At 38.8% G+C, this 24,701-nt stretch carries 24 protein-coding genes; 6 read left to right on the top strand and 18 right to left on the bottom strand.

Features of this window, described 5'->3' with window-relative positions; all coding sequences use genetic code 11:
- Positions 1-490 precede the first annotated feature (490 nt).
- Positions 491-1,030: a gamma carbonic anhydrase family protein gene (locus tag H4J76_RS06580; RefSeq protein ID WP_182217472.1), complete on the top strand. Its 540-nt coding sequence runs from the start codon at positions 491-493 to the stop codon at positions 1,028-1,030.
- A gap of 15 nt (positions 1,031-1,045) precedes the next feature.
- Here H4J76_RS06580 and H4J76_RS06585 read toward each other — a convergent pair whose 3' ends face one another.
- The 11 genes from H4J76_RS06585 to H4J76_RS06635 all read right to left on the bottom strand — a co-directional run bounded on the left by H4J76_RS06585 (position 1,046) and on the right by H4J76_RS06635 (position 10,637).
- A complete protein-coding gene (locus tag H4J76_RS06585; protein WP_182230293.1) occupies positions 1,046-1,273 on the bottom strand; it encodes a hypothetical protein in 228 nt (75 codons plus the stop codon).
- A 1-nt stretch (position 1,274) separates the two neighbouring features.
- On the bottom strand, positions 1,275-2,081 hold the full coding sequence (aroE, locus tag H4J76_RS06590; protein ID WP_182230294.1) for a shikimate dehydrogenase: 807 nt from the start codon (positions 2,079-2,081) through the stop codon (positions 1,275-1,277).
- Positions 2,082-2,216: 135 nt separating this feature from the next.
- Complete coding sequence (locus H4J76_RS06595; RefSeq protein ID WP_182230295.1) at positions 2,217-2,915, bottom strand: OmpW family protein; 699 nt, start codon at positions 2,913-2,915, stop codon at positions 2,217-2,219.
- A gap of 277 nt (positions 2,916-3,192) precedes the next feature.
- Complete coding sequence (gene hemF / locus H4J76_RS06600) at positions 3,193-4,104, bottom strand: oxygen-dependent coproporphyrinogen oxidase (RefSeq protein WP_182175890.1); 912 nt, start codon at positions 4,102-4,104, stop codon at positions 3,193-3,195.
- On the bottom strand, positions 4,101-4,649 hold the full coding sequence (locus H4J76_RS06605) for a Sua5/YciO/YrdC/YwlC family protein (protein WP_182175891.1): 549 nt from the start codon (positions 4,647-4,649) through the stop codon (positions 4,101-4,103). The genes hemF and H4J76_RS06605 overlap by 4 nt, the downstream gene beginning before the upstream one ends.
- A gap of 119 nt (positions 4,650-4,768) precedes the next feature.
- Positions 4,769-6,394, bottom strand: a complete 1,626-nt coding sequence (locus tag H4J76_RS06610) for an acyl-CoA synthetase (RefSeq protein WP_182230296.1) — start codon at positions 6,392-6,394, stop codon at positions 4,769-4,771.
- 254 nt (positions 6,395-6,648) lie between these two features.
- Positions 6,649-7,152 (bottom strand): 5-(carboxyamino)imidazole ribonucleotide mutase, encoded by a 504-nt coding sequence (purE, locus tag H4J76_RS06615; protein WP_070375268.1) that lies wholly within the window; start codon positions 7,150-7,152, stop codon positions 6,649-6,651.
- 38 nt (positions 7,153-7,190) lie between these two features.
- On the bottom strand, positions 7,191-7,766 hold the full coding sequence (locus H4J76_RS06620; protein WP_182230297.1) for a topoisomerase DNA-binding C4 zinc finger domain-containing protein: 576 nt from the start codon (positions 7,764-7,766) through the stop codon (positions 7,191-7,193).
- Between the two features lie 75 nt (positions 7,767-7,841).
- Complete coding sequence (locus tag H4J76_RS06625) at positions 7,842-8,315, bottom strand: DUF494 family protein (protein WP_070375270.1); 474 nt, start codon at positions 8,313-8,315, stop codon at positions 7,842-7,844.
- Between the two features lie 9 nt (positions 8,316-8,324).
- Positions 8,325-9,482 carry a DNA-processing protein DprA gene (gene dprA, locus H4J76_RS06630; protein WP_310733608.1) on the bottom strand — a complete coding sequence of 386 codons (1,158 nt, stop codon included), beginning with the start codon at positions 9,480-9,482 and terminating at the stop codon, positions 8,325-8,327.
- 57 nt (positions 9,483-9,539) lie between these two features.
- Positions 9,540-10,637, bottom strand: coding sequence for a LysM peptidoglycan-binding domain-containing protein (locus tag H4J76_RS06635; RefSeq protein ID WP_182217480.1), 1,098 nt, complete (start codon positions 10,635-10,637; stop codon positions 9,540-9,542).
- A 124-nt stretch (positions 10,638-10,761) separates the two neighbouring features.
- Here H4J76_RS06635 and def point away from each other — a divergent pair, with 124 nt between their 5' ends.
- Genes def through trkA form a run of 4 tightly spaced genes read left to right on the top strand, consistent with a single transcriptional unit; the run spans position 10,762 to position 15,034 of the window.
- The gene (def, locus tag H4J76_RS06640) at positions 10,762-11,271 is read left to right on the top strand and encodes a peptide deformylase (RefSeq protein ID WP_070375272.1); all 510 of its coding nucleotides are present in this window, start codon (positions 10,762-10,764) and stop codon (positions 11,269-11,271) included.
- A 35-nt stretch (positions 11,272-11,306) separates the two neighbouring features.
- A complete protein-coding gene (gene fmt / locus H4J76_RS06645; RefSeq protein ID WP_182230298.1) occupies positions 11,307-12,299 on the top strand; it encodes a methionyl-tRNA formyltransferase in 993 nt (330 codons plus the stop codon).
- Positions 12,299-13,600: a 16S rRNA (cytosine(967)-C(5))-methyltransferase RsmB gene (rsmB, locus tag H4J76_RS06650; protein ID WP_182222571.1), complete on the top strand. Its 1,302-nt coding sequence runs from the start codon at positions 12,299-12,301 to the stop codon at positions 13,598-13,600. Before fmt ends, rsmB begins: the two co-directional genes overlap by 1 nt.
- 54 nt (positions 13,601-13,654) lie before the next feature.
- A complete protein-coding gene (gene trkA, locus H4J76_RS06655; protein WP_070375275.1) occupies positions 13,655-15,034 on the top strand; it encodes a Trk system potassium transporter TrkA in 1,380 nt (459 codons plus the stop codon).
- Positions 15,035-15,116: 82 nt separating this feature from the next.
- Here the strand turns inward: trkA and H4J76_RS06660 are convergent, their stop codons facing one another.
- From H4J76_RS06660 to H4J76_RS06680, 5 genes are all read right to left on the bottom strand, one after another.
- Positions 15,117-16,568 (bottom strand): TrkH family potassium uptake protein, encoded by a 1,452-nt coding sequence (locus H4J76_RS06660; protein ID WP_070375276.1) that lies wholly within the window; start codon positions 16,566-16,568, stop codon positions 15,117-15,119.
- A 107-nt stretch (positions 16,569-16,675) separates the two neighbouring features.
- The gene (locus H4J76_RS06665; RefSeq protein WP_182222570.1) at positions 16,676-17,035 is read right to left on the bottom strand and encodes a 5-carboxymethyl-2-hydroxymuconate Delta-isomerase; all 360 of its coding nucleotides are present in this window, start codon (positions 17,033-17,035) and stop codon (positions 16,676-16,678) included.
- Positions 17,036-17,059: 24 nt separating this feature from the next.
- The gene (locus H4J76_RS06670; protein WP_182230299.1) at positions 17,060-17,686 is read right to left on the bottom strand and encodes a YigZ family protein; all 627 of its coding nucleotides are present in this window, start codon (positions 17,684-17,686) and stop codon (positions 17,060-17,062) included.
- Between the two features lie 32 nt (positions 17,687-17,718).
- Complete coding sequence (gene pepQ / locus H4J76_RS06675) at positions 17,719-19,038, bottom strand: Xaa-Pro dipeptidase (RefSeq protein WP_070375279.1); 1,320 nt, start codon at positions 19,036-19,038, stop codon at positions 17,719-17,721.
- A 56-nt stretch (positions 19,039-19,094) separates the two neighbouring features.
- Positions 19,095-21,014 carry a transglycosylase SLT domain-containing protein gene (locus H4J76_RS06680; RefSeq protein ID WP_182230300.1) on the bottom strand — a complete coding sequence of 640 codons (1,920 nt, stop codon included), beginning with the start codon at positions 21,012-21,014 and terminating at the stop codon, positions 19,095-19,097.
- Positions 21,015-21,334: 320 nt separating this feature from the next.
- Between H4J76_RS06680 and tusA the strand changes: the two genes are divergently transcribed.
- Positions 21,335-21,595, top strand: coding sequence for a sulfurtransferase TusA (tusA, locus tag H4J76_RS06685; protein ID WP_182222566.1), 261 nt, complete (start codon positions 21,335-21,337; stop codon positions 21,593-21,595).
- Between the two features lie 60 nt (positions 21,596-21,655).
- On the opposite strand, the gene glyS is transcribed toward tusA, so the two are convergent.
- Positions 21,656-23,722 (bottom strand): glycine--tRNA ligase subunit beta, encoded by a 2,067-nt coding sequence (glyS, locus tag H4J76_RS06690; protein WP_182217494.1) that lies wholly within the window; start codon positions 23,720-23,722, stop codon positions 21,656-21,658.
- A complete protein-coding gene (gene glyQ, locus H4J76_RS06695; protein WP_070375291.1) occupies positions 23,722-24,645 on the bottom strand; it encodes a glycine--tRNA ligase subunit alpha in 924 nt (307 codons plus the stop codon). Before glyQ ends, glyS begins: the two co-directional genes overlap by 1 nt.
- Between the last annotated feature and the right edge of the window lie 56 nt (positions 24,646-24,701).

A 24,701-nucleotide genomic window follows, 5' to 3' on the forward strand; every position in this document is an offset into this window, starting at 1 on the left:
GGAGCGTTGCTCCGTTGCTGCAGGCCTTGCCTGAAGCGAGATGCGCATGATACGCTTCTCAGTTTTGATGTCAACGTTTTATTTAATTTAATTTGAAGTTTCTTTTCGAAGATTCAAACCTTATCGATAAACGTTAAGTTAACTACTTTACCCTAAAGTGATGTAGATAACTTATCAAAACAGCTCTTTCGTGGTTCGTTTTGACTGAACCCCTTGGAACTGGAGCGCATTCTAGAGATTTCTCGCTGGGCGTCAACCCTTTTTTGCAATAAGTTTGAAATAAACGTTTGTTCGCTTAATTAACGTACAGGCCACGTTTTTATTGAGGTTTATTCGACCGAATACCACATTTATTAACCACACTTCTATTAGCTGATACTCTTTCGTTAAACTAAACATTTATATTAATACAGTTTATAACTGATATTTTTTCAACCTTTAGTCGATATTTGCTAATATTAATGCACAAGTTCACAACCTAATTCTCATTATGAATAAAACTATATTACGTAGCTACAATAAAATCACACCAAAATTGGGCCAAAAGGTCTATATTGATGAGTCTGCTGTACTCGTTGGAGATATATCTATGGGTGACGATGTCAGTATTTGGCCTTTGGTCGCCGCTAGGGGTGACGTTAATACTATTAGCATTGGCAATAGAACCAATATCCAAGATGGTACGGTATTGCATGTAACCCGTAAAAGCGCAGGTAATCCAACAGGCAATCCTCTCATTATAGGTGAAGATGTTACCGTTGGTCACAAGTGCATGCTACATGGTTGCACGTTAGGAGATCGTATACTTGTTGGTATGGGGGCAATCATTATGGATGGCGCGATTATTGAAAGTGACGTTTTTATTGGTGCAGGTTCTTTGGTGCCTCCTCATAAAACGTTAGAGAGTGGTTACCTATATGTAGGTAACCCGGTAAAACAAGTGAGATTACTAAAAGAAAGTGAGCAAGCATTTCTTAGTCAGTCTGCGATTAATTATGTTGAGCTTAAGAATGAGTACCTTGCTCAATAATAATTTATTAGCCCGTTACTTATAGTACAGCTCTATTCGACTTTCAAGGAGTGGCTCATTATCGTCGAGCCACTCTTCAACGATTTCTTCTAAATCAAATTTCAATGCATCACTCATTACATTATGCTTTGTACACTTAATAAGAATATTAATACGCTCACCAGAGAGTAATCCACTAAAGATCCAGCCCTGTTGGTTGTTATCATAAGTTATATCATCGTTGAAGATTATTTGTTGGTTCATCTTAATCCTCTTTTCTTAGCCTATTTAGCACCGATGCGGTTTCAGGTGAAACATTTCGCCAAGTTCTAAAACTTTCGGCGGCTTGTTCTACCAACATACCTAAACCATCAATAACATTACTTGCGCCATTGGCTTTCGCCCAAGCTAAAAATGGACTAAGTTCTTTACCATAAACCATATCGTAACAGTCGGTATTAGCAATAAGCTCTTTTGATAACGGTGGAATTTTCCCTGTTAAGCTTGCCGATGTTGCATTGATAATAAGGTCAAACTTTTCTGCTCCCAGAGCATCGAACCCTGTAGCCGTTAATTTATTGTTGTTAAACTTTTTAATCAGCTCTTCGGCTTTACTAACTGTTCTATTGGCGATAACAATTTTCTGTGGTCCTTGTGCTAATAAAGGTAAAATCACGCCTTTAGCAGCACCACCGGCACCAAGTAATAAAATACGACTATTTTTTAATAATATTTTATGATTAAGGAGGTCTTGTACAAGCCCTTCCCCATCGGTGTTATCGCCAAATATTTTACCACCCGTAAACGTTAAGGTATTTACCGCGCCGGCAAGTTGAGCCCGCTCGGTTAATTTATCGCATAATGCCATCGCTTGTTCTTTAAAAGGAGCGGTAATGTTGGCACCTTTAGCGCCACTATGCATAAAAGTAATGATTGTTTGTTCAAATAGCTCTAGTGCTACATATACACTTTGGTAGTTAAGTTGCTGCTGAGTTTGCTGCGCAAAAGATTGGTGAATGATGGGCGAACGTGATTGTTTGATAGGGTTACCAAAGACGCGATATTGATCCATAGAAAGCACTGGGTAATAAATTATACTTAAGGTTATCGTAATAAAGGCATGATGAATATAAAAAAAGCAGTTACCTTTATATAAAAGATGACTGCCTTAAAAGGGGGTTGTTAAGAGTTTGTGTTATTAATAATACTAAAACTTATAACCCAACATGATTGAATAAACCATAGGGTCAATTTCTACTGACGCAGACCCTTTAATATCACCAATTTTGAACGAGGCATCGGCATTAATATCAATATAACGAGCGGAAGCATTTACGTGCCACTTATCATTTATTAAGTAATCAGCGCCCACTTGAAACGATAAGCCGAATGAGCCATCAAGCTCTAAATCATTAAAACCTAAGGATTCAGGTGTACTTTTAAAACTTTCATCAAAAAATATGGTGTAATTTATGCCAACACCCACATAAGGTTTAATGTTCGATGCACTGTTAAAGTAATAAAGTGCACTAATTGTGGGTGGTAACTGTGTGACTTCCGCTAATGTCGCACCATCGACGTTCGCACCAAACAGTCCGGCAGAGATACGTTGTTGATCGTGAATAATGACATCATGGGCGAATGGTGTTGCAGCTAAAACTTCTATTGCCCAATTGTTATCATAGAAATAAATAAAATTTAAGCCAAGTTGAGTATTGTCATCAACAGAAAGAGATAATGGCGTGTTACCTCCTAATGCTTCAACAAAAACCCCTGACTTACCGCTATCTGGGTTAACCATAGTCGCACCACCACGGAAAACAAAATCTCCGGCTTTATAATCTTCAGCAAAGGCAGTTACAGAAAGAGAAGCTAAAACAGCTAAAGTAAGTAAACGTTTTTTCATGTGCAAAGTCCCTGTTTATTTTGTGGGTATTTAATGAAACGGATTCTATAGAGACTTAAAAATAAAAACATGACCTAGCGCAATAAAGTTGCGTTGTTTTAACTTTTATTTAAATATTTTACAAATAGAGGGGAGTAGAGGTAAATAACAGTGGCAAGTAAGCTTGGTGACGCAAATATAAAACAGCTAATGTCATTGACAGAAACACGAGAAGCTTTAGGCTTCTCGTTCAATCGGCGTTCAAAAAATCTAGCTGAAGTATTATAAATGATAATAATTATTGAGCTAACCAGTCTTGCGGTACTAAGTACTGAGCCAGTTCAGCTTCTTGACTTGTTGGATCGGGCTGATAATTATATTCCCAACGAGCAAGTGGCGGCATCGACATTAATATCGATTCTGTACGCCCACCGGACTGCAAACCAAATAAGGTTCCTCGGTCAAAGACTAAGTTAAACTCAACATAACGGCCACGGCGATATAATTGAAATTGACGTTGTTGCTCAGAGAATTCAATGTGCTTTCTTTTTTCGATAATCGGAACATAAGCGTCAACAAAGCCTTGCCCAACAGCTTTAATATAATTTAAGCAAGTATCAAAATCCCATTGATTCAAATCATCAAAAAATAAACCACCAACACCACGCGTTTCATCTCGGTGTTTTAAATAAAAATATTCATCGCACCATTTTTTATGCTCATTATAAACATTTTCACCAAAAGGCTGACAAAGTGATTTTGCCGTTTGGTGCCAATGAACAACATCTTCTTTTATAGGATAAAAAGGGGTTAAATCAAAACCACCACCAAACCACCACACAGGTTCCTCACCTTCTTTCTCAGCGATAAAAAATCGTACATTAGCGTGTGACGTTGGAATATAAGGATTTTTAGGGTGAATAACTAATGAAACACCACAAGCTCGCCAGGTTCTACCGGCTAGTTCAGGTCGATGAGCACTCGCTGATGGGGGTAACTTATCACCAGAGACTTCTGAAAAGTTTACACCACCTTGTTCAATAACAGTCCCGTCGGTTAATACTCGAGTACGGCCACCACCGCCTTCAGCGCGTATCCAGTTATCTTCAACGAACTGCCCACTACCGTCGGCGGCTTCTAATGCTGAACAAATATTGTCTTGCAGTGATTTTAAAAATTCAATGACTGTTTCTATGCTTACTTGGCTCATGCTCGAATTGTCTCTCCGGTCAGTGCATCAATTATTCTTGAAGGTTGAGTATACCCTAAAGTACTACCTTTTATGATGAAATCGATTTCAGCTGACAAAGTTTCTTCAACGTCTTGCCAAGTTCTTGCCGGCTCCTCCCCCGATAGGTTAGCACTGGTAGAAACAATCGGTTTATTTACCTTGTTGCATAGCGCTACTACATCAGGTTGGCTAGTCAATCGAACGGCTATGGTGGAAAATTTTCCAGTAAGTAGCCGATGGGTATTGCTATTTTTTGGCAATAATTGAGTAATACCGTTAGGCCAGCGAGAAAGTATACTCAAGCGTTTATCTTGCGGTATTTTACTGTCATCAATATAAGGGAGTAATTGAGAGTAGTTAGCCGCTAGTAAAATGAGGCCCTTTTCTGGAGAGCGGTTTTTAATGCTAAGTAATTTTTCAATTGCGAGTAAATTATCTGGATCGCAACCTAGGCCAAAAACAGCTTCGGTTGGATAAGCAATAATACCACCTTGGCTGTAAGCCTCTTCGGCAGAAGTCATCATAAATAATAATGGAAAATTAAAGGATTATTTTATGATTATACGGCGTTTATCTAACAGATAAAATAAGTGTTTAATTTCAGATAAAAATAATTTTATCGCCAAAATTAAACACTTGATAGTTATGAGAGGCTTTTTACTTTTTCACGTAAAATAAACTTCTGCACTTTACCTGTCGACGTTTTTGGTAAATCACTAAACACAATTTTCTTAGGGGCTTTAAATGTAGCCATATGTTCTCGACAAAAACTGATGATATCTTGCTCTGTAGCGCTTCGGCCTCGCTTTAATGAAACAAAGGCACATGGAGTTTCCCCCCATTTCTCATCGCTTTTAGCGACAACGGCTGCCTCTAATATATCAGGGTGTTGATATAAAATACTTTCGACTTCTACTGAAGATATATTTTCTCCACCTGAAATAATAATATCTTTAGAACGATCTCTTATTTCAATATAACCATCAGGATGCTTAACGGCTAAATCACCAGAATGGAACCAGCCATGTTTAAATGCTTCATTGGTCGCTTTCTCATTTTTTAGATAACCTTTCATCATACTATTACCACGAAACATAATTTCACCAACCGTTTCAGCATTACAAGGGACGGGCTGCATAGTTTCAGGGTCTAATACATCGACTTCTTCTTGTGTAGGATAGCGTACACCTTGACGTGCTTTTAACGCTGCTCGTTCATCATCGCTTTTATCATTCCATTCATCTTTCCACTCACTTACCACACAAGGCCCATAAACTTCAGTTAAACCATAGCCTTGGGTAATATCAAACCCCATTGCTTCCATCCCTTTAATAACGGATGGTGGGGGCGGAGCCCCCGCGGTCATGATATTTATGCCACGTGGTACTTTTGCCAGTAACTTTTGGTCTGCATTTAAAATCATATTTAAGACGATTGGCGCGCCACAAAAATGGCTGACCTTATGTTCAATTAAACTTTCAATGATTGCGCCAACTTCTACCTGCCTTAAGCAAACTTGTGTTCCACCCACAGCAACAACAGTCCATGGAAAACACCAACCATTACAATGGAACATTGGCAGTGTCCATAGGTACACTGAGTTATTGCCTAATGGCCAGATCATGTTGTTACCCAGCGAATTTAAATAAGCGCCGCGATGTGAATAGACCACACCTTTTGGGTTACCCGTTGTCCCTGATGTGTAATTTAACGCCAGCGCTTGCCACTCATCATGAATTAAATTTCCGGTGAAATTTTCATTACCTTCGGCAAGTAAGTCTTGATACTCAACACAACCTAAACGTTCACCGCCTTCACTCATTACATCGTCGATATCAATAATCAACGGTTGACGTGAACATAAGGTTAGTGCTTTTTTTACCACACAAGAAAATGCCGTATCGGTTAAGAGTACATCACATTCGCCATGGTCGAAAAGAAAAGCAATACTTTCAGCGTCTAAACGAATGTTTATAGAATGTAATACTGCACCCGTTAACGGCACACCATAATGGGCGTCTAGAAAGGCAGGAATATTAGCCGCCATGATGGCTACTGTATTACCGGGCTTAACACCGCGTTGCATTAATGCAGAGGCTAAGCGTCTAACATTATTACGATATTCACGATAAGTAATTTTTTGTTTACCATGAATGATGGCAACGCGTTCAGGATGTACGTCGGCGGTTCGATTTAAAAAGTTAATCGGTGTTAAAGGCTGGCTATTGGCTGCAACTTTGTCTAAGCCTTGGTCATAAATATTGTTCATCGACTTTCCTCATTATATTACGGTGCTGGTAGCTATTTAGTGCTACTTAACTTCTGCACTTACTGAGGATAGTTTACGCCTATTATTGCGTATAAAAATTATCCTTTGGTCTAATGGGGGAATTGGGGTATTCACATTCGATCGCAGTAAATATCTAGCGGAATATTTATATTTTAGCTAAACAAAAATATCAGGGTAAATTTTGGACATAAAAAAACCAGCAAGTAGCTGGTTTCTCAAATAACACATAAAATTTATGTTAATTTTTCTTGCATCGCTTCATCTTTTGCAAGTAAAGCAATAACATTAGCAGCGCGTTCTGCTTTTACTTTTTCTGCAATAGACGGATCAGCAACACCTAATATTTGTGCGGCTAAATAACCCGCATTTTTTGCACCAGCTTTACCAATAGCAACTGTTGCAACCGGTATTCCACCAGGCATCATAACCGTTGAAAGTAAGGCATCATGACCTTGTAATGGTCCGTTATCAATTGGAACACCAATAACTGGACGTGTGGTCATTCCTGCAACAGCACCAGCTAAATGAGCCGCTAAACCTGCAGCACATATAAAGACTTTACAGCCACGTTCTTCGGCATCTTTTACGTAAGCTTTAGCAGCATCAGGGGTTCTATGTGCTGAACGAACACGTACTTCATGTTCAATACCAAATGTTTTTAAAACGCTGATGGTTGCTTGCATAACAGGTAGGTCAGAATCTGAACCCATTAAAATTGCAACAAAAGTTGATGACATTTTGTCTCTCCAGAAGTTTAGTTAAATAATTGCGCGTATTATATCTCTTTACGCTTATAGGTGCATTTCTTTTCTGGACAGATTATGACGTTACCACTCGCCATTTTACGCTTCACTAATATCGGCCAATGGCATTCAGGGCAATTTTCAGCAACGGGTGGATAATTAAGGACATACTTGCATTTAGGATATTGTTCACAAGAATAAAATGTTTTTCCATAGCGATTGGTACGCTCAATTAATTCGGCTTGCTTACCCTTTTTCTGGCACTGTGGGCAAGCTACGCCAACGTCTTCTTGACCACTAGTATCTTCAATATGATGGCATTGGGGATAATTGGAACAACCGATAAACATTCCATATCGCCCTTGTTTAACCGCAAGTTCATGTTGGCACTCTGGGCATTCAGTTCCAGCTAAAATTTTATCTTCGACACGTTCGTGTTCAACAACTGGACGAGTGAAATCGCAGGCAGGATAGGAAGCACAACCAAAAAACTTTCCCGACTTACTATTCTTTATAACAATTTCACTGCCACATTCTGGGCACACTTCATACGCTTTTTCTAAAGCATGTTCGTTCTGTGAAAATAAGGGTTTATCAGAATTAGGCATAATGCAATCACTAGAATATTGTTAACGTTATTATGCCACGATTAGCCAAACTTAAGCGAGTTATACGATTGACACTTAATGTAATGGACCTTCTTGCTCATCAAAAATAAGATCTTCCATTTGCGAGTAAGCATTTTCTTTACCTGGCACGTTAAATAACACCATAAGTACCACCCACTTTAAATCATCAATCGAGAAGAACTTAGTATCTAACTCCATCACGCGGTCAATAACCATTTCTCGTGTGGTAAAATCTAGGACATTCACTTGCTCTAAAAATAAAAGAAAACCTCGACACTCAACATCAAGTAATTGCATTTCATCATCAACATAGACACGTACTGAGCGACGCCCTACTCGCGTTAAATACGGATAAGCATCGGTGTCTTGAAGTGCTGCTAGCTTTTCTAACCAACTTAGCGCTTTATATATTTCGTCTTGATGAAAACCTGCTCGGGTAAGTTCATCCGTTAATGACTCATGATCCACCATGATTTCGGCTTCACTATGTATATAGTTTTCAAAAAGATACATCAGTATATCAAACATAATTAGCCCCTATTTTACTCTTAGGTAACCCCCTGGAACCGTAGCAACCAGACCTTTAAGCTCTAACATTGTTAACCGAGTTAGTACGACATCTATCGGTAATTTGCTTCGTGAAACCACCATATCTACGGGGGTGATTTCATAACCCACACTAGCTAACAATGAATCGTTAAACAAGTGTTGTTTTTGACTTTTTTCTAAGCGTTGTTCTTTCTCTTTGTTTATCGTTAAGTGTAGACCTCTTTGTGGCAGTAGATCTAATTCATCAACTATATCGGCAATATTATCGACAAGTTTAGCACCTTGTTTAATCAGCCAGTGACACCCTTTAGCTTGTGGGTTATTAATGGTACTTGGGATAGCAAACACGTCACGATTTTGTTCTATGGCGCAACGAGCGGTTACCAAAGAGCCACTTTTAATAGTGGCTTCAACCACCAGCACCCCCACACTTAAACCACTAATCAATCTATTTCGTTTGGGGAAATAACCTGGCTTAGGTGGGGTGTTTGGAGGAAATTCACTGATAATAGCACCGTCATTGTCTAGAATGTTTTTTGCTAATAATCTATGTCTTGCTGGATAGACCTGATCTAAACCGGTCGCGACAACCGCGATGGTTTTACCTCCTGCCGATAACGTTCCCTGGTGAGCGGCGCCATCTATACCTAGCGCTAAACCACTCGTGACCACTAATCCAGCATTTGCTAACTGTTGTGCAAATTTAAACGCATTCTCTCGACCATTAATACTGGCATCTCGGCTACCGACCATGGCAATTTGCATTTGGTTTAATAGGCTAATATTTCCTTGGGCAAATAAAACCAATGGCGGATCATAAATTTGCTTTAACTGTGAAGGGTAACGAGAGTCAACAAAAGGAATAATGGCACTAATACATCGTTCAGTGGCGGCAATAATTTCAGAAATTCTTTGCCAATCAGGAGATCTAATCGCCGCTATCTGTTTTTGAGTAAGGTTTAATGATGACAGTTCTTGTGAGGAATGAAAAAGCTGCTCTACCCCAAAGAGTTCAACAAGTCTTAATTTTTTATCGATAGCTAGGCGTGGTATAAGCTTAAGCGCCAGCCAAAAGTGACTCGCGCTTTTCTTTTTATACTCATCACCCTGTTGAGGGATAACAGCTAAATTATACTTTATTGTCACTGTCTTCTCCCTAAGTACAGCGGTTTTACTTGTAAATTAAGATGAATTGCCTGTTGGTTAGTTTTCCACGGGTGAAGTAATAATATCTTGTAATCGAAGCGGTTTACTTGAACGCATAACGAGCGCTAAACTCACTTGCTGATACACTTTAAAAATCATCATTTCGCCAACAACCTCTTCTGGCATTTTATAATCAGAGCTCTCAACATTTGCCATACGATTCCACCGTGAAGCATCTTTGCTATACGTTGGGCCGTTACTTGTTTCAACAACACCTGGGCTGATTCGTTTTACCGAAACAATATCTCCTTGCTCAACGGCATGTTCGGCGCCACGATTAATCATTACGACGTCGAGTTTTCCAAATTCACTTAACCCACTCATACTGTTGATAATTAGTCCACGTAACGACTTAGTCGCTGGCTTTAGACTAAAAAATGACGGGTATTGTTGGTTTTCATTGACGGGCAGAATGAAATCACCGGAACGAATTTCTTCTTTAACGCCATCGACATACAAGGTAGCAGGCACTTTATTGTCAATATCACCGGTGCGTAAGACTTTTCCGGTACCTACAACACTAATGTTGTAGCCTAAAAGTTCTTGTGTTTCAGGGTCATAAATAGGCTTTTCTTTCTGATATATACCATAACCTTTGCCTAACTCTAATTCGCCGTTTACATAGAGATTAAAGCCGTCAATACTAGAGTTATAACCTTCATCACTCCCTAGTATATAAGGGAGCTTTGCAATGTCATCTTCAGATAAAATGCTACTGTAATTAATATAAGGCGCAATCACGTCCAAGGATAAACTTGAAATAGCAGATTGATCTTTTAATTTAACTCGTGCTCGGGGCGACCATTTAAGTTCAGGCTTTCCTCGCACTAACATTGGTTGCCCTTTTTCGTCAAAAACTAAACGAAGCTCGTCACCAGGATAAATTAAATGAGGATTATCAATATCAGGATTCAATCGCCACAACTTTGGCCAGAGCCAAGGCTGCTTGAGAAATATTGCTGAAATATCCCACAAAGTATCCCCCTTTTTAACAAAGTAAGATTTTGGGGCATTTTTATTTAATGTTAACTCATCAGCAGTAACCAATACTGAAAAAGATAAGCAGAGTATTAACAAAAAACTACGTATTAGCATGATAGTTCGCCTATTAAACAGATATATTAAGCTTTTAGCCTAAACCACTATTATTAATTATATTTAATAGCTAAAATTGAAACATAACACTCAATGCGATATTTCGCGAATTATTTGAATATTTATGACTATTTTAAACGTACTTAGATTTCCTGACGAACGCTTGCGCACTAAAGCGTTACCTGTAGAAGATATTAACAGTGATGTACAACAAATAATTGATGACATGTTTGAGACCATGCGAGAAGAGAACGGTGTTGGTTTAGCTGCCACCCAGGTCAATATCCATCAACGTATTGTCGTCATTAATGTTTCAGAAGACGAAGACCAGTCTTATGTCTTGATTAACCCAGAAATAATTAGCCATAGTGATACGACCGAAATCAATGAAGAAGGTTGTTTATCTGTGCCCGGTTGTTACGCAAAAGTTGACCGCTACACAGAAGTTACCGTGAAAGCGCTCGATCGTGAAGGACAAGCCTTTACCTTAAATGCAACTGAGTTACTCGCAGTTTGTATACAGCATGAATTAGATCATTTAGATGGTAAGTTATTTGTTGATTATCTATCACCATTAAAACGCCAGCGGATAAAAGCAAAACTAGAAAAAGAAGCTCGTTTAGCCAACAATTAATTATTGTTTTTATTAATATAATTCGGAATAAAACTTTGTCAAAAGCTCTTAAAATTATTTTTGCTGGCACGCCAGACTTTGCTGCACAACATCTGGCGGCGCTAATTAACTCTCATCATGAAGTGGTCGCGGTTTACTGTCCACCCGATAAACGTGCTGGACGTGGTAAAAAGCTAACCGCTTGTGCTACCAAAGAACTCGCTTTATCGCATGGTATTGTTGTTGAGCAACCAGTTAATTTTAAAGACGCTGGCGATCAAGAAAAGCTAGCCAGTTATAATGCTGATATTATGGTTGTTGTCGCTTACGGCTTATTATTGCCAATGGTTATTTTAGAAGCGCCGCGTTTAGGCTGTGTAAATGTACATGGCTCGATATTGCCAAAATGGCGTGGCGCCGCACCTATTCAACGTTCATTAGAGGCCGGTGATAAAGAAACAGGTGTGACGATTATGCAGATGGACAAAGGTTTAGATACCGGAGACATGATAGCTAAAGCAACCTGTGAAATTACTCAACAAGATACTAGCGCCACACTCTATGAAAAATTAGCCGATATCGGCCCTATTGCTTTACTAAGCACGCTTGATTTAATGGCTGAGAACAAGCATAGCGCCGAGCCCCAAGATAATAATTTAGCTAACTATGCGGCCAAACTTGATAAAGATGAAGCAGAATTAGATTGGCAATTACCCGCTGTAGAACTTCATCGTAAAGTTCGTGCTTATATACCATGGCCAGTTGCACAATTTACCTTTACTGATGAAAAAAATATCGAACATCGTATTCGGGTTTGGCAAGCCAGCTATACTGATGAGGCTCATGGTTGCCTGCCTGGAACAATAATTTCGGCAAATAAAAACGGCGTTACTGTTGCTACAACTTCAGGTTCACTGTGCTTAGAATCATTGCAATTACCCGGTAAAAAGCCAATGCCAGTGCGTGATATTTTAAACGGAAAAGCACTATGGTTTGCTGAAAACAGCCATATCAATAATTTAACTGCAAACAACATGAGTGAACAATAATGGCGACTAATATTAGAGCCCTAGCGGCAAGGTGTTGTTTTGCTGTTGTTGATAAAGGCAGAAGCCTTAGCGATGAGTTACCCAAAGCTCAAGCAAAAGTAGAAGGTAAAGATAAAGGACTTTTACAAGAACTTTGTTACGGCGTTTTACGGTATTTACCGGCACTTGAATATGACTTACGCCAGTTAATGGATAAGCCATTAAAAGGTAAACAACGGGTTGGCCACTTTCTTATTCTAGTGGGCATATATCAAGTAAAGCATACGCGCATTCCTGACCACGCGGCGGTAAGTGAAACAGTAGCAGCAACAAAACCTTTAAAGTGCGACTTTTTAAGAGGTTTAATTAATGGTGTCTTACGTAATGTTCAACGTAACCTAGCCAAAGACGATGCAGCAGAAATCGCAGCGAAGTTACCTGATCCAATAAAATATTCACACCCAAGCTGGTTTATCAAAAAGGTACAAAACGCTTACCCTGATCAATGGCAAGAAATTCTTAATGCTAATTTAGAGCGACCGCCGATGTGGTTAAGAGTCAATCAACGCCACCATAATGTGACTGAATATTTAGCTTTACTCGAGCAAGCAGAAATCCCTGTAGCACTCGTTGACGATAAATCATCAGCGATTAAACTCGTTGCTGCTGTAGATGTTAATAAGCTTCCTGGCTTTATTGATGGTTGGATCTCAGTTCAAGATGGTGCGGCTCAACAAGCCGCGATATTACTCGATACTCAAGCGGGTGACTTTGTGCTTGATTGTTGTGCTGCCCCAGGTGGTAAAACTTGCCACATTCTAGAATTAACCCCTGACTTAGCAAAAATGACGGCCATTGATATTGAAGAAAGTCGTTTATTAAGAGTAGAAGAAAACTTATCGCGCCTTAACTTATCAGCCGAGGTAATTACTGCTGATGCTGCTTCACAAGAATGGTGGGATGGACAACTTTTCGACCGTATTTTACTCGACGCCCCCTGCTCGGCTACCGGTGTAATTCGTCGCCACCCCGATATAAAATGGTTGAGAAAAGCAGAAGACATTGAAAAACTGGCAATATTGCAGCAACAAATATTAAAAAACATTTGGTCTTTACTTAAACCTGGCGGTATTTTGCTTTATGCAACCTGTAGTATTTTACCCGAAGAAAATATTCAACAGATAGAAGAGTTCTTATCTGAGAATAACAATGCTAAATTAGTACCAATAACAAATGAAAAAACCGACATAGGCTGGCAAATCTTGCCAAATGAGCAATCAATGGACGGTTTTTATTACGCTAAATTAGAAAAAACAATATAGGCTCTGATGATCTTTCAACCTTGCCGCTTAAAGACTAAAAATGAAAGTTAACTTATGAAAATAATAATAATTGGCGCAGGGCAAGTGGGCGGAACATTAGCTGAAAATCTTGTTGGTGAGCGTAACGATATTACGCTCATTGATACCAACGCAGAAACCTTGCATGAATTACAAGATAAAATGGACTTGCAAGTTGTTATTGGTAATGGCTGTCACCCTGATGTATTAAAGCAAGCGGGTGCAGAGGATGCCGAGTTGGTTATCGCGGTAAGTAGTGATGATGCAACGAATATGCTCGCCTGCCAAATTTGTTATACTTTATTTAACACCGCAAATAAAATAGCCCGAATTCGTTCATCACAAATATTACGCTACCAAAAAGAACTCTTTCAATCAAAAAACATACCCGTAGACCATGTTATTGCTCCAGAACAATTAGTTACTCGTGATATTGCGCGTTTAATTGATTACCCTGGCGCACTACAAGTCTTAGAGTTTGCCCAAGGAAAAGTCAGTTTAGTTGCCGTAAAAGCTTATTACGGGGGGTTATTGGTTGGTCATGCCCTGTCAACTTTGCGCGAGCATATTCCTAATGTTGACACACGAGTAGCGGCTATTTATCGTAACGGAAAACCTATCCGTCCGCTGGGTACTACCGTTATTGAAGCAGATGATGAAGTGTTTTTTATTGCTGCCACTATCCATATTCGTGCGGTAATGAATGAACTGCAAAAACTTGAAGCCTCATATAAAAGAATTATGATCGCTGGCGGTGGTAATATAGGCGCCGGCTTAGCTAAAATCTTAGAAAAAAATCATCAAGTTAAACTTATTGAACGTTCACCAAAGCGTGCGGAATACTTAGCCTCTGAGCTCAATGATACCTTAGTTTTTATTGGTGACTCTTCCGACCAAGAACTGTTACTCGAAGAACATATTGATCAATTCGATGTGTTTATTGCGGTCACCAACGACGATGAAGCAAATATCATGTCATCTTTGTTAGCAAAACGCTTAGGTGTACGTAAAGCGATGGTGCTAATTCAGCGAAGTGCTTATATAGATTTAGTACATGGCAGCGATATCGATATTGCCGTATCACCGCAACACGCTACTATCTCGGCATTATTGACACATGTACGCCGTGGTAGTATTGATAACGTATATAGCTTACGTGGTGGTGCTGCAGAAGCGATTGAAATTATTGCTAAAGGTGATGAAAAATCTTCAAAAGTAGTCGGTAAAACCATTCAAGCAATAAAGTTGCCGCCGGGGACCACCATTGGCGCCATTGTTAGACAGGATGAAGTGTTAATTGCTCACTCTGACACTAAGATAATGTCAGAAGATCATGTTATTCTTTTCTTAGTCAATAAACGTTATATTTATGATGTAGAGAAACTTTTCCATGTTGACGCGCTAACATTTTATTAAGATAAAAAGTGAATCTCGAGACATAAAAAACCCCAGATTTATCTGGGGTTTTTCGTTTCTATTATTACACTATACTCTACATCTAAGAGCGCCAGAAACCTGGAGTAAAGAGTACTAATAAAGTAAATATTTCTAATCGCCCAAAGAGCATAGCAACAATTAATACCCATTTACTGAAATCGGTGATCTCAGCAAAATTTGCGGCTACAGCACCTAAGCCTGGACCTAAGTTATTCAGACAAGCAGCCACTGCTGTAAAAGCCGTAATGTCGTCCATACCTGTGGCAAGCAGTAACAACATACAAATAATAAATACCGCAGCATAAGCTGAGAAAAAGCCCCATATCGCTTCAACAACACGATCAGGTAAAGCTTTACGACCTAATTTTATCGTAAAAACGGCTTTAGGATGTACTAAACGGTTTAATTCTCGTAAGCCTTGTAGATATAAAAGTACCACTCGTACAACTTTCATTCCGCCACCTGTACTCCCCGCACAGCCACCAATAAAACTGGCAAAGATTAAGAGTATTGGCAGTAATGTCGGCCAATCGGCAAAGCTGGTTGTTGCAAAGCCGGCGGTGGTACTAATAGAGACTGACTGGAATAAGGCTTGGTCGAATGCTTCAAAACCATCTTCGTAAGTGCCTGTTGCTAACAGCACAATTAAACAAATGAGTGTTAAGACAAATTGGATAGCAATAAAGACTTTAAATTCTGGATCGAAGAAGTAATTTTTTAAGGAGCGACTGTGCAATACAGCAAAATGCAGCGCAAAATTTACCCCAGCGATCAGCAAGAAAAACACACAAACAAAATTTATCGCGGGGCTATTAAAATAGCCGATACTGTCGGTATGTGTAGAGTAACCCCCGATAGCAATTGTTGAGAAAGCATGACAAATGGCATCAAAGATAGACATGCCTGCTCCCCAATAACTAATCGCACAGGCAATAGTTAAAAATAAATATATATACCATAAATGTTTTGCTGTATCGGCAATGCGCGGCGTCATTTTTGAATCTTTAACCGGTCCCGGTGTTTCAGCACGGTAAAGCTGCATACCACCAATACCTAGCATAGGTAAAACGGCAACCGCTAAAACTATAATACCCATACCGCCAAGCCACTGTAATTGCTGGCGATACCAAAGTACTGCATGCGGTAAACCATCAATCTCTTTTAAGATGGTCGCCCCAGTTGTTGTTAAGCCAGAAAATGATTCAAAAAAAGCATCTGCAACAGATAAATTAGGCTTGTCTAAGAGCAAAAGGGGCACCGCAGAGAAACTCGCCAGTACTACCCAGAATAAAACGACAATTAAAAAGCCTTCACGTGCGCGCAAGTCACTTTTTTCATTTTTAAACGGATACCAAGCAAGTAAACCTGCAAATAAGCAAAACAGAAATGCAGTCAGAAAGGAGACACCACCACCATCACGGTATAATAGTGCAATTAAAGCAGGCGGTAACATGGTTACACTCAACAGAGCAACCAGTAAGCCAAGAATTCGAATGATATTTTTTATTTGCACGAGTTAATTTTTATTATTCAGTAAAGTCATCGACCACATGTTTTTTGATGATAAAGCATAAAGATAAACACTGCGACTTTAAATCACCTATTTCGTCTTTAATTTATTCAGCTGACACGTTTATTATAAGATTCACGTTCCATATCGACTATTTCGACGCTAATTGAAATTGATTTAATAGCAAAGGAATTTAGATGACTTAACACGAGTTTAGATAGCTCTTGCCTTTGTTCTAAATTGCGACCTGACAGGATTTTGCAACAAACATGAATAAACCTTTGTTGATTATTGCTAGTTTGACTTTCATTTCCCACAGTAAAATATGTAAAGGGTGTTGCTCTTACTTTAATATCAGTCGGAGAAAATAATAAAGACTTAACTGCTCCTGCAAAAACGGCAGACATAATTTCTTTAATATCTAGTTCTTGAGCCAGTTCTTGTGAATATTCGATAATACAATGTGGCATGAGGGTGTCCTTTTTTATCTGATATTATCTTATATTAGGGTCAGTAGACCTAAGGGTTAATAACCCGGCAGAAAGCGTTTGTAATTGTTGCTTAACTTTTGTTAGTTGTTCTTCAGGTAACGCTATAATCAATTCTACTTGAGCGGCAAAGTCTTGTTGAATAATTTCACCCTTAGCTTGTTCAACAAAATACAAGACATCGTTTATCTGTCCGTAATCGCACGTTAATTGCTTTTCTACCATAGGAACTTTTGTACTTGTTTCTACTAACAATAATGCTTGACGAACACTGCCACCATAAGCCCGTTGTAACCCACCCGTACCGAGCTTAGTACCGCCAAAATAACGAACAACTATTGCACATAACTCACCAACATCACCTCCTTGTAAAACAGCTAACATCGGTCGTCCTGCTGTACCCGAAGGTTCACCATCATCAGAAGAGCCATAACCTTGGCTATCATCTGGTTTTCCTGTGAGAAATGCATAGCAATGATGGCTTGCTTGAGGATGTAATTTTCGACACTTAATTAATAGTTCTTTAGCCTCTTCGTGGCTTGTACATGGGGAAATAAAACAAATAAAACGACTACGGCTAACGATTGTTTCATCAACAATACTGTTAGCCGCTACTTTGTAAGGTTTGTTCATAAAATATAAAGTCGTAAATATAGTCTTAAGGGTTATTTCAACTCTAATTCACGGGTCATATTTTCGTTATGCAATTGATGAACAATAATATTATCTTCAATACGAATGCCACCAAATGGACGCATAGCCTCTATTTTTTCCCAATTTATCATTTTGCCATTTTTTGAAGCTTTAAGATCGGCCAATAATGATTCAATAAAATATAAGCCTGGTTCAATGGTAAATACTTGATTACTTTCAATAATACGTGAAGTACGTAAAAAAGGATGTTGTTCTGGTGTATTAGCATGAGTACCGCGTTCATCGGCCATAAAGCCGCCAACATCATGAGTTTGTAAGCCTAAATGATGACCTAAACCATGCGGAAAGAAGGTTGAAATAATACCCGTTTCAACTGCTGTATCAACATCAACATTAATAAAGCCGAATTCATGTAAGACATTACCAATATCACGATAGGTTTCAATATGTAAATCGACATAGCTTTTCCCGGGTTTTAAGCCATCAACAGCATTGAGCATCAATTTGTTCATGCGGGCAATCAATTCAGCAAACTTATCTCGTTTAAATGAATAAGTACGTGTTATATCAGAGGCATAACCATTAAAGCTTGCGCCTGCATCAATTAAAAATGAACGATGTGCTTGCGGTACACCACGGTCTAAAGCGGTGTAATGTAAAATTGAGGTATTCGTGTTCAGTGCAACAATATTGCCATAAGGTGTTTCGTCACCGGTATGATTGGTTGCTTTTAAATAGGCTTGCTGAATATCAAACTCTGACGAGCCTTGCAAGAAAGCGCTTTTTGCCGCTTTATGACCAGTAACAGCAATCGCGTTCGACTTACGTAAACACTCTTGTTCATATTGCGTTTTATAAGCGCGATGATAATGTATGTAATTAAGTAAAGGCTCAGGGTTTATATTTTTAAATCCTAGCGCTTTTGCTACTTCGATATGTTCGCCTATGTAGGCAAAATCGGTTTTATCATAGGGTAGCAATTTCTCAACATCAGTCGCTTTGGTCAGCACTTTAACATCAAAAAAATCATTCCAATAGTCATTAGCTAAAGGTGTGATTTTATGCCAAAAATCAACAGGTTGGTAATAGATAAGTGTTGGTTTATCTTCACCATTAATAATCAACCAGCAATTGGGAATATTCACTAATGGTAACCAAGCTTTAAAATGAGGATTCACTTTAAAGGGGTAACCATAATCATCGAGAAATACTTTAATTTCTTGACCAGAATGAATCACTAAACCTTGTAGATTCTCACGTTTTAAAACAGACTTCGACCGTTGCTGAAGTTCGCTAATATGGGCTGGGTAAAGTGTTGCTAATTTGATCATTGATCGCGCCTCTGAAAATTTTCCAATATCATATCATACTCTTCTAACGTTTGAATTTACTGAGCAATACTCATCGTAAATATCTGATCAAAGAGTGATACATCCTGCCCTACTTTTATTTGATATATTTCTTGATACGCCATAACACTTTTCACATACTCACGTGTTTCTTTATAGGGAATCGTCTCTATCCAAATATCCGCTGGCATAGGCTCCAAGCCTTTTAACCAACTCCGAACACGATACGGACCGGCATTATAAGCTGCTGTAGCAAGCACTTGATTACCATCATGTCGGTCAAGTAAACGCTTTAAATACTTTGTACCTAGCTTTATATTGTCTTTCGCATTCAATAAACGCTTGTTAGTCACTTTACGCTTCTGTAAATGTTTAGCTGTTGCGGGCATAACTTGCATTAACCCCTTTGCGCCTGCGGGTGAGTTAGCATCGGCCATAAATGAGCTCTCTCTGCGCGCTATTGCAAATGCCCAGGCAGGGTTTATTTTGTAAATTCCGGATGAATGCGTTATTTCATCAGCAAATGCTAATGGAAAACGTAAATCAACATCATTCAAATAACCCACTTTAGATAAGGTAAAAATGGCGCGATCAAACCACTGTGCTTCATAAGCTATTCTTGATGCGGCCAATTTTTCTCGATCACTTAACTGCGATAACCAATAATTCCATTCAAGCCGAGCTTGATGAAAACGTCCAATATGGAAGAATTCAAAAGCCCGCTTTGCTGCTGGGTTTTTCAATAAGTCGACTTTTTCAGCATCAGTAATCGCTAATGGATAATTTTGTAGGTTAACACTTTGCTTTATAGCACTTGCGGCAAGGAACCCATAGTAATGACGTTTATTCGCTAGTTCACTTAATACTTCATGCCCTAGTGCTGTTTCTCCAGTTTCAAGTAGGCTACGTCCATACCAGTAGCGCCATTGATTTTTCTGGTGTAATGTTTCAGGTAGTGCCCTTAAATCAGCTTTAATCGCTGGCCAATCTTGAGCTCTAAGTAGATCAGCCATTCTCCATTGCACAATGTTTGTCGACTGCAGTTTCTCATCCACTTTAGCTAGCCATGTCGCTGAGCTTTTATGGTTTTTACTGGCTAACGCAATAGCGAATTTTAAAACAATTTGCTGTTGTTGTGCTTCTGAAAAAGGTAATACTTCGATAGCCTTACTATATGTCTTTAACGCTTTTTCAGAGTCACGCCAAATTAAACGTTTTAAACCATAAGCGGCAATAGAGGCTTCTTTAACAGATTTCTGTGGAAAGCGTTTCATATTGCTAATGTAGGCAGGATCACGTCGCACTTTATGCCATAAGCTGCCTAAATACTGATCTTTTTTTGGTAGTAGTTGAGTCAAATAAGGGATTAAGGTGTGTTTACCGCCATCTGCAGCCAGAGCTATACGTTGCCATATACGTTCATCGGTTCTATAACCTGCTTTTTGCCAAAGCGTAAAAAGTGGATCACACACTTTCGGCTGAGACTTTCCTACCACCCATAGTTTAGTGACTTCAGGTAAAATTTTTGACTCCGCCACGCCTGATTGTAATTGATAACGATAATACTGACAGGTTAATTCCACATCAGAGGTCGGCTTAAAGAAGTCCTGAAATAATAATGCGTTGTCTTGTTTAGCTAAATAGTTCAGCCATTTTTTACGCAGTGGCCAGTCGAGTGGTGATCCGCGATATGTTTCAAGGAACTGACTAATTTCACCTGTATATGACATATTCATACCATGCATTAATCGTTGCTGATCTAAGTAAGGCTGCAATGGGTAATAGTGTAACTGCTGATACAAGGTTTGATAATGCAATGAATTGGGTTGCCAGACGTACTTTTCTGCTTCTTGAAATGCATCACGAATACTGGTTTGACTTATTGATGTTGTTGCACTAATTGTACTTGAGAGGAAAAGTGAGAATATTATTAACACTGACGATGTTAAACGAAACATAGCGTTACCTTAATTATAAGAAAATTTACTTCCCTTGGCCGTTAATTGACCCGTTCTACCTAAATATATTTCTGTTTACATCTGTAACTCTACCCTTAACAGACTAGTTAGCAGTTACCCTTAATTTTTCATGCATAGCCCAACAAAGCAAGTGAAATTAGCATTCTGTAATGCTTGATACTTATCATCAATAAATTAGCTTTTAAAGTCGTTACAAGGTAATGATAATTTAGTTTTTATAAATAAAATTTAGTCTTGATACCCTGCTTTCATTTTTTTTGCTAACATTGCCTTATTAATTATCTCCTTTGTATATCACCATGAATAATAACCCTGAAGATGTTTTCAAAAATCCCGACCATTTATTAGATGCTGTTGGGTTACGTTGCCCAGAGCCCGTCATGATGGTAAGGAAATCGATTCGAAAAATTTCCGCTCAAGAAACTTTATTAATAACGGCAGACGACCCTTCCACAACTAGAGATATACCCAGTTTTTGTCGTTTTATGGATCATGAACTTATCGCCCAACAAACTCATGAAAAACCTTTCCTTTATTTGATCAAAAAAGGGAAAGCTTAACACTTTCCCTTTTTAAATATTCAGCACTAATAAGTAAGTGTCGATACGACTAACGCTTACCTATTGTAAAAGTGCAACATCAGCAATCGCAAAGAAACTATTCCTAATTTCATTTAATAGCGTTAAACGATTAGTTTTTATCGCTTCATCGTCAGCCATCACCATAACATTATCAAAAAAGTTGTCTATCGGTGCTTTTAAACAAGCAAGCTCTGTTAATGCCGCCTGGTAATCTTTTGCCAACATCATCGGTGCAATCGTAGCTTTCACTTCATTAAATGCTTCAGCTAACGCTTTTTCTTGTGTTTCAGTGGCTAAATCAGCTTTAAACGTTGGGTAAAGTTCACCGCTAAATTTAGCTAAAATATTACCAACACGTTTATTAGCGGCAGCTAGTGTTGCGGCTTGTTCCAATGATTTAAAGTGACTTACCGCTTTAATACGTTTTTCAAAGTCTAAAGGTTCAGTTGGCGCATTGGCTAATACTGCTTGAATAACGTCAACTGATATACCTTGCTCTTGGTAATAGGCTCTAAATCTACCCAAAACAAAATCAACAACTTGGACATTAACGTTTTCATTTGAAAGTTTTTCACCGTATAAACTAACACTCTCTTCAATTAAGGTATTGATATCTAATGGTAATTTTTTCTCGATGATAATTCGAATCAAACCAATTGCCGCACGACGTAACGCAAAAGGGTCTTTATCACCTTTAGGAGCTTGGTTAATACCAAAAATACCCACTAAGCTGTCAATTTTATCTGCAATAGCGACTGCACAACCAATATTACCTTCAGGTAAGGCATCACCAGCATAGCGAGGTCTATATTGATCTTCTAAGGCTTGAGCAACTTCAGGTGCTTCGCCATCATTCTCAGCGTAATATTTACCCATAGTACCTTGTACTTGAGGAAACTCTAAAACCATATCAGACATCAAATCAGTTTTACTGAGTAAACCTGCTCGTTTTGCTTGTTCCGTGTTCTCGCCTATTTGTCCGGCAATAACTGCGCTTAATGAAGCAATACGTTCAGATTTCTCTTTTAATGTTCCTAACTGTTTCTGAAATAATACCGATGATAAACTTTCTAAACGTGACGCTAACGTTTTGCTCTTATCCGTTTTAAAGAAAAACTCCGCATCTGCCAAGCGTGGACGAATGACTTTTTCATTGCCCTTAATCACTTGAATAGGGTCTTTACTTTCAATGTTGGTTACAAAAATAAACTTATTTAATAACTGACCATTTTTATCATTTACCGGAAAGTATTTTTGGTGATCTTTCATTGAATAAATAAGTGGTTCAGCGGGAACATCTAAAAAGGCTTTGTCAAAACTACCAATTAATATTACCGGCCATTCAACTAAACCAGTAACTTCTTCCAATAACTCATCGTCAATTAATGCAACACCATCTAATTGCTGAGCGGCTTTATTAATTTCTGACAAAATTAATGCTTGGCGCTCTTGGTAATTAACTTGAACGAATGCCGACGTTAGTTTGTCTTCGTATTCATTTGCATGCGCTAAAGTAACGAAACCTTCATGATGAAAACGATGTCCCGTGACAACATTACTTGAACTTACTTCTAAAGTTTCACCGGCAATGATTTCTGCGCCAAACATTATGGTCAAGGTATGGACTGGGCGAATAAATTGAGTACGAGTACTGCCCCAACGCATAGGTTTAGGAACAGGTAGTTTACTTACCGCAATATTGACCATAGCAGGAATTAACTCTGCTATGGTTTTTCCTGTTTGTGTCGCACGATGTAATAACCATTCACCTTTGTCAGTCTTTAAGCGCTGAGCTTCTTCAACACTAATACCATTGGAACGTGCCCAACCTTGCGCGGCTTTGCTAGGATTGCCTTCAGCATCAAATGCTACATCAATGGCTGGACCCCGTTTTTCAATTTCTTTATCGGCCTGTTTTTCAACTAACTGACTGACCTTTACCGCTAAACGACGTGGTGTAGCAAACCATTGAATATCTTCGTAAGTTAAACCTGCGCTATCTAGTTGATCTTTTATTTGCTGATAAAATGTAACGGCAAGATTTTTTAATGACTTCGGTGGTAATTCTTCAGTACCTAGCTCTATTAGTAGTGTTTCTGTGTTCATTATGATTTCCCACCAGCAGTATTATTATTTTTACAAAGAGGAAAACCTAATTCTTCACGCTTATCGTAATAAGCCTGTGCACAAGCTTTTGATAATGTTCTGACTCTTAGTATATAACGTTGGCGTTCGGTCACTGAAATAGCGTGACGAGCGTCTAATAGGTTAAAGGCGTGTGAGGCTTTCATAACTTGCTCGTAAGCGGGTAATGCTAAACCTGCTGCAATTAACTTCTGGCTATCTTTTTCACATTGATCAAAAGTATTAAACAAAGCATCGACATCTGCATGTTCAAAATTATACGTTGACTGCTCAACCTCATTTTGATGAAAAACATCACCATAAAGTACAGTACCCATAGGACCATCAGCCCATACTAGGTCATAGATACTATCAACATTTTGGATATACATAGCTAAGCGTTCTAAGCCATAGGTTATCTCACCTGTGACTGGCGTACACTCTAAGCCACCTACTTGTTGGAAGTAAGTAAATTGTGATACTTCCATACCGTTTAACCAAATCTCCCATCCTAATCCCCACGCGCCTAGCGTTGGTGATTCCCAGTTGTCTTCAACAAAGCGGATATCATGAACTAAAGGATCAATGCCCAGTTCTTTTAAAGAATTTAAGTATAATTCTTGAATATTTTTCGGCGAAGGTTTTAACATGACTTGGAATTGATAGTAATGTTGTAAACGATTAGGGTTTTCACCATAACGGCCATCAGTTGGACGGCGACAAGGTTGAACATAAGCACTGCTCATTGGCTCAGGACCAATAGAACGTAAAAATGTCATTGGGTGAAAAGTACCAGCGCCGACTTCAAGATCAAGCGGTTGTACGATGACACAACCTTGGCGTGACCAGTAGTCTTGCAACTGAAAGATTAATCCTTGAAATGTTTTTATATTGAACGTACTCATAATTTTCCGATTCATTATTCGTGTGAGTTTTACCGATAACGGCTAATGATATTAAG

This window comes from Colwellia sp. BRX9-1, from assembly GCF_014077195.1.
Taxonomy (GTDB): Bacteria; Pseudomonadota; Gammaproteobacteria; order Enterobacterales; family Alteromonadaceae; genus Colwellia_A.

Coding starts and splice junctions, on each gene's coding strand:
- H4J76_RS06625 (WP_070375270.1), bottom strand. CDS start 8,315: ATGTTTGATATACTGATGTATCTTTTTGAAAACTATATACATAGTGAA.
- H4J76_RS06605 (WP_182175891.1), bottom strand. CDS start 4,649: ATGATGACTTCTGCCGAAGAGGCTTACAGCCAAGGTGGTATTATTGCT.
- hemF (WP_182175890.1), bottom strand. CDS start 4,104: ATGAGCCAAGTAAGCATAGAAACAGTCATTGAATTTTTAAAATCACTG.
- H4J76_RS06680 (WP_182230300.1), bottom strand. CDS start 21,014: ATGTTTCGTTTAACATCGTCAGTGTTAATAATATTCTCACTTTTCCTC.
- rsmB (WP_182222571.1), top strand. CDS start 12,299: ATGGCGACTAATATTAGAGCCCTAGCGGCAAGGTGTTGTTTTGCTGTT.
- H4J76_RS06635 (WP_182217480.1), bottom strand. CDS start 10,637: ATGCTAATACGTAGTTTTTTGTTAATACTCTGCTTATCTTTTTCAGTA.
- purE (WP_070375268.1), bottom strand. CDS start 7,152: ATGTCATCAACTTTTGTTGCAATTTTAATGGGTTCAGATTCTGACCTA.
- H4J76_RS06670 (WP_182230299.1), bottom strand. CDS start 17,686: ATGAACAAACCTTACAAAGTAGCGGCTAACAGTATTGTTGATGAAACA.
- H4J76_RS06580 (WP_182217472.1), top strand. CDS start 491: ATGAATAAAACTATATTACGTAGCTACAATAAAATCACACCAAAATTG.
- H4J76_RS06595 (WP_182230295.1), bottom strand. CDS start 2,915: ATGAAAAAACGTTTACTTACTTTAGCTGTTTTAGCTTCTCTTTCTGTA.
- glyQ (WP_070375291.1), bottom strand. CDS start 24,645: ATGAGTACGTTCAATATAAAAACATTTCAAGGATTAATCTTTCAGTTG.
- glyS (WP_182217494.1), bottom strand. CDS start 23,722: ATGAACACAGAAACACTACTAATAGAGCTAGGTACTGAAGAATTACCA.
- trkA (WP_070375275.1), top strand. CDS start 13,655: ATGAAAATAATAATAATTGGCGCAGGGCAAGTGGGCGGAACATTAGCT.
- def (WP_070375272.1), top strand. CDS start 10,762: ATGACTATTTTAAACGTACTTAGATTTCCTGACGAACGCTTGCGCACT.
- H4J76_RS06620 (WP_182230297.1), bottom strand. CDS start 7,766: ATGCCTAATTCTGATAAACCCTTATTTTCACAGAACGAACATGCTTTA.
- tusA (WP_182222566.1), top strand. CDS start 21,335: ATGAATAATAACCCTGAAGATGTTTTCAAAAATCCCGACCATTTATTA.
- H4J76_RS06665 (WP_182222570.1), bottom strand. CDS start 17,035: ATGCCACATTGTATTATCGAATATTCACAAGAACTGGCTCAAGAACTA.
- H4J76_RS06610 (WP_182230296.1), bottom strand. CDS start 6,394: ATGAACAATATTTATGACCAAGGCTTAGACAAAGTTGCAGCCAATAGC.
- H4J76_RS06585 (WP_182230293.1), bottom strand. CDS start 1,273: ATGAACCAACAAATAATCTTCAACGATGATATAACTTATGATAACAAC.
- aroE (WP_182230294.1), bottom strand. CDS start 2,081: ATGGATCAATATCGCGTCTTTGGTAACCCTATCAAACAATCACGTTCG.
- pepQ (WP_070375279.1), bottom strand. CDS start 19,038: ATGATCAAATTAGCAACACTTTACCCAGCCCATATTAGCGAACTTCAG.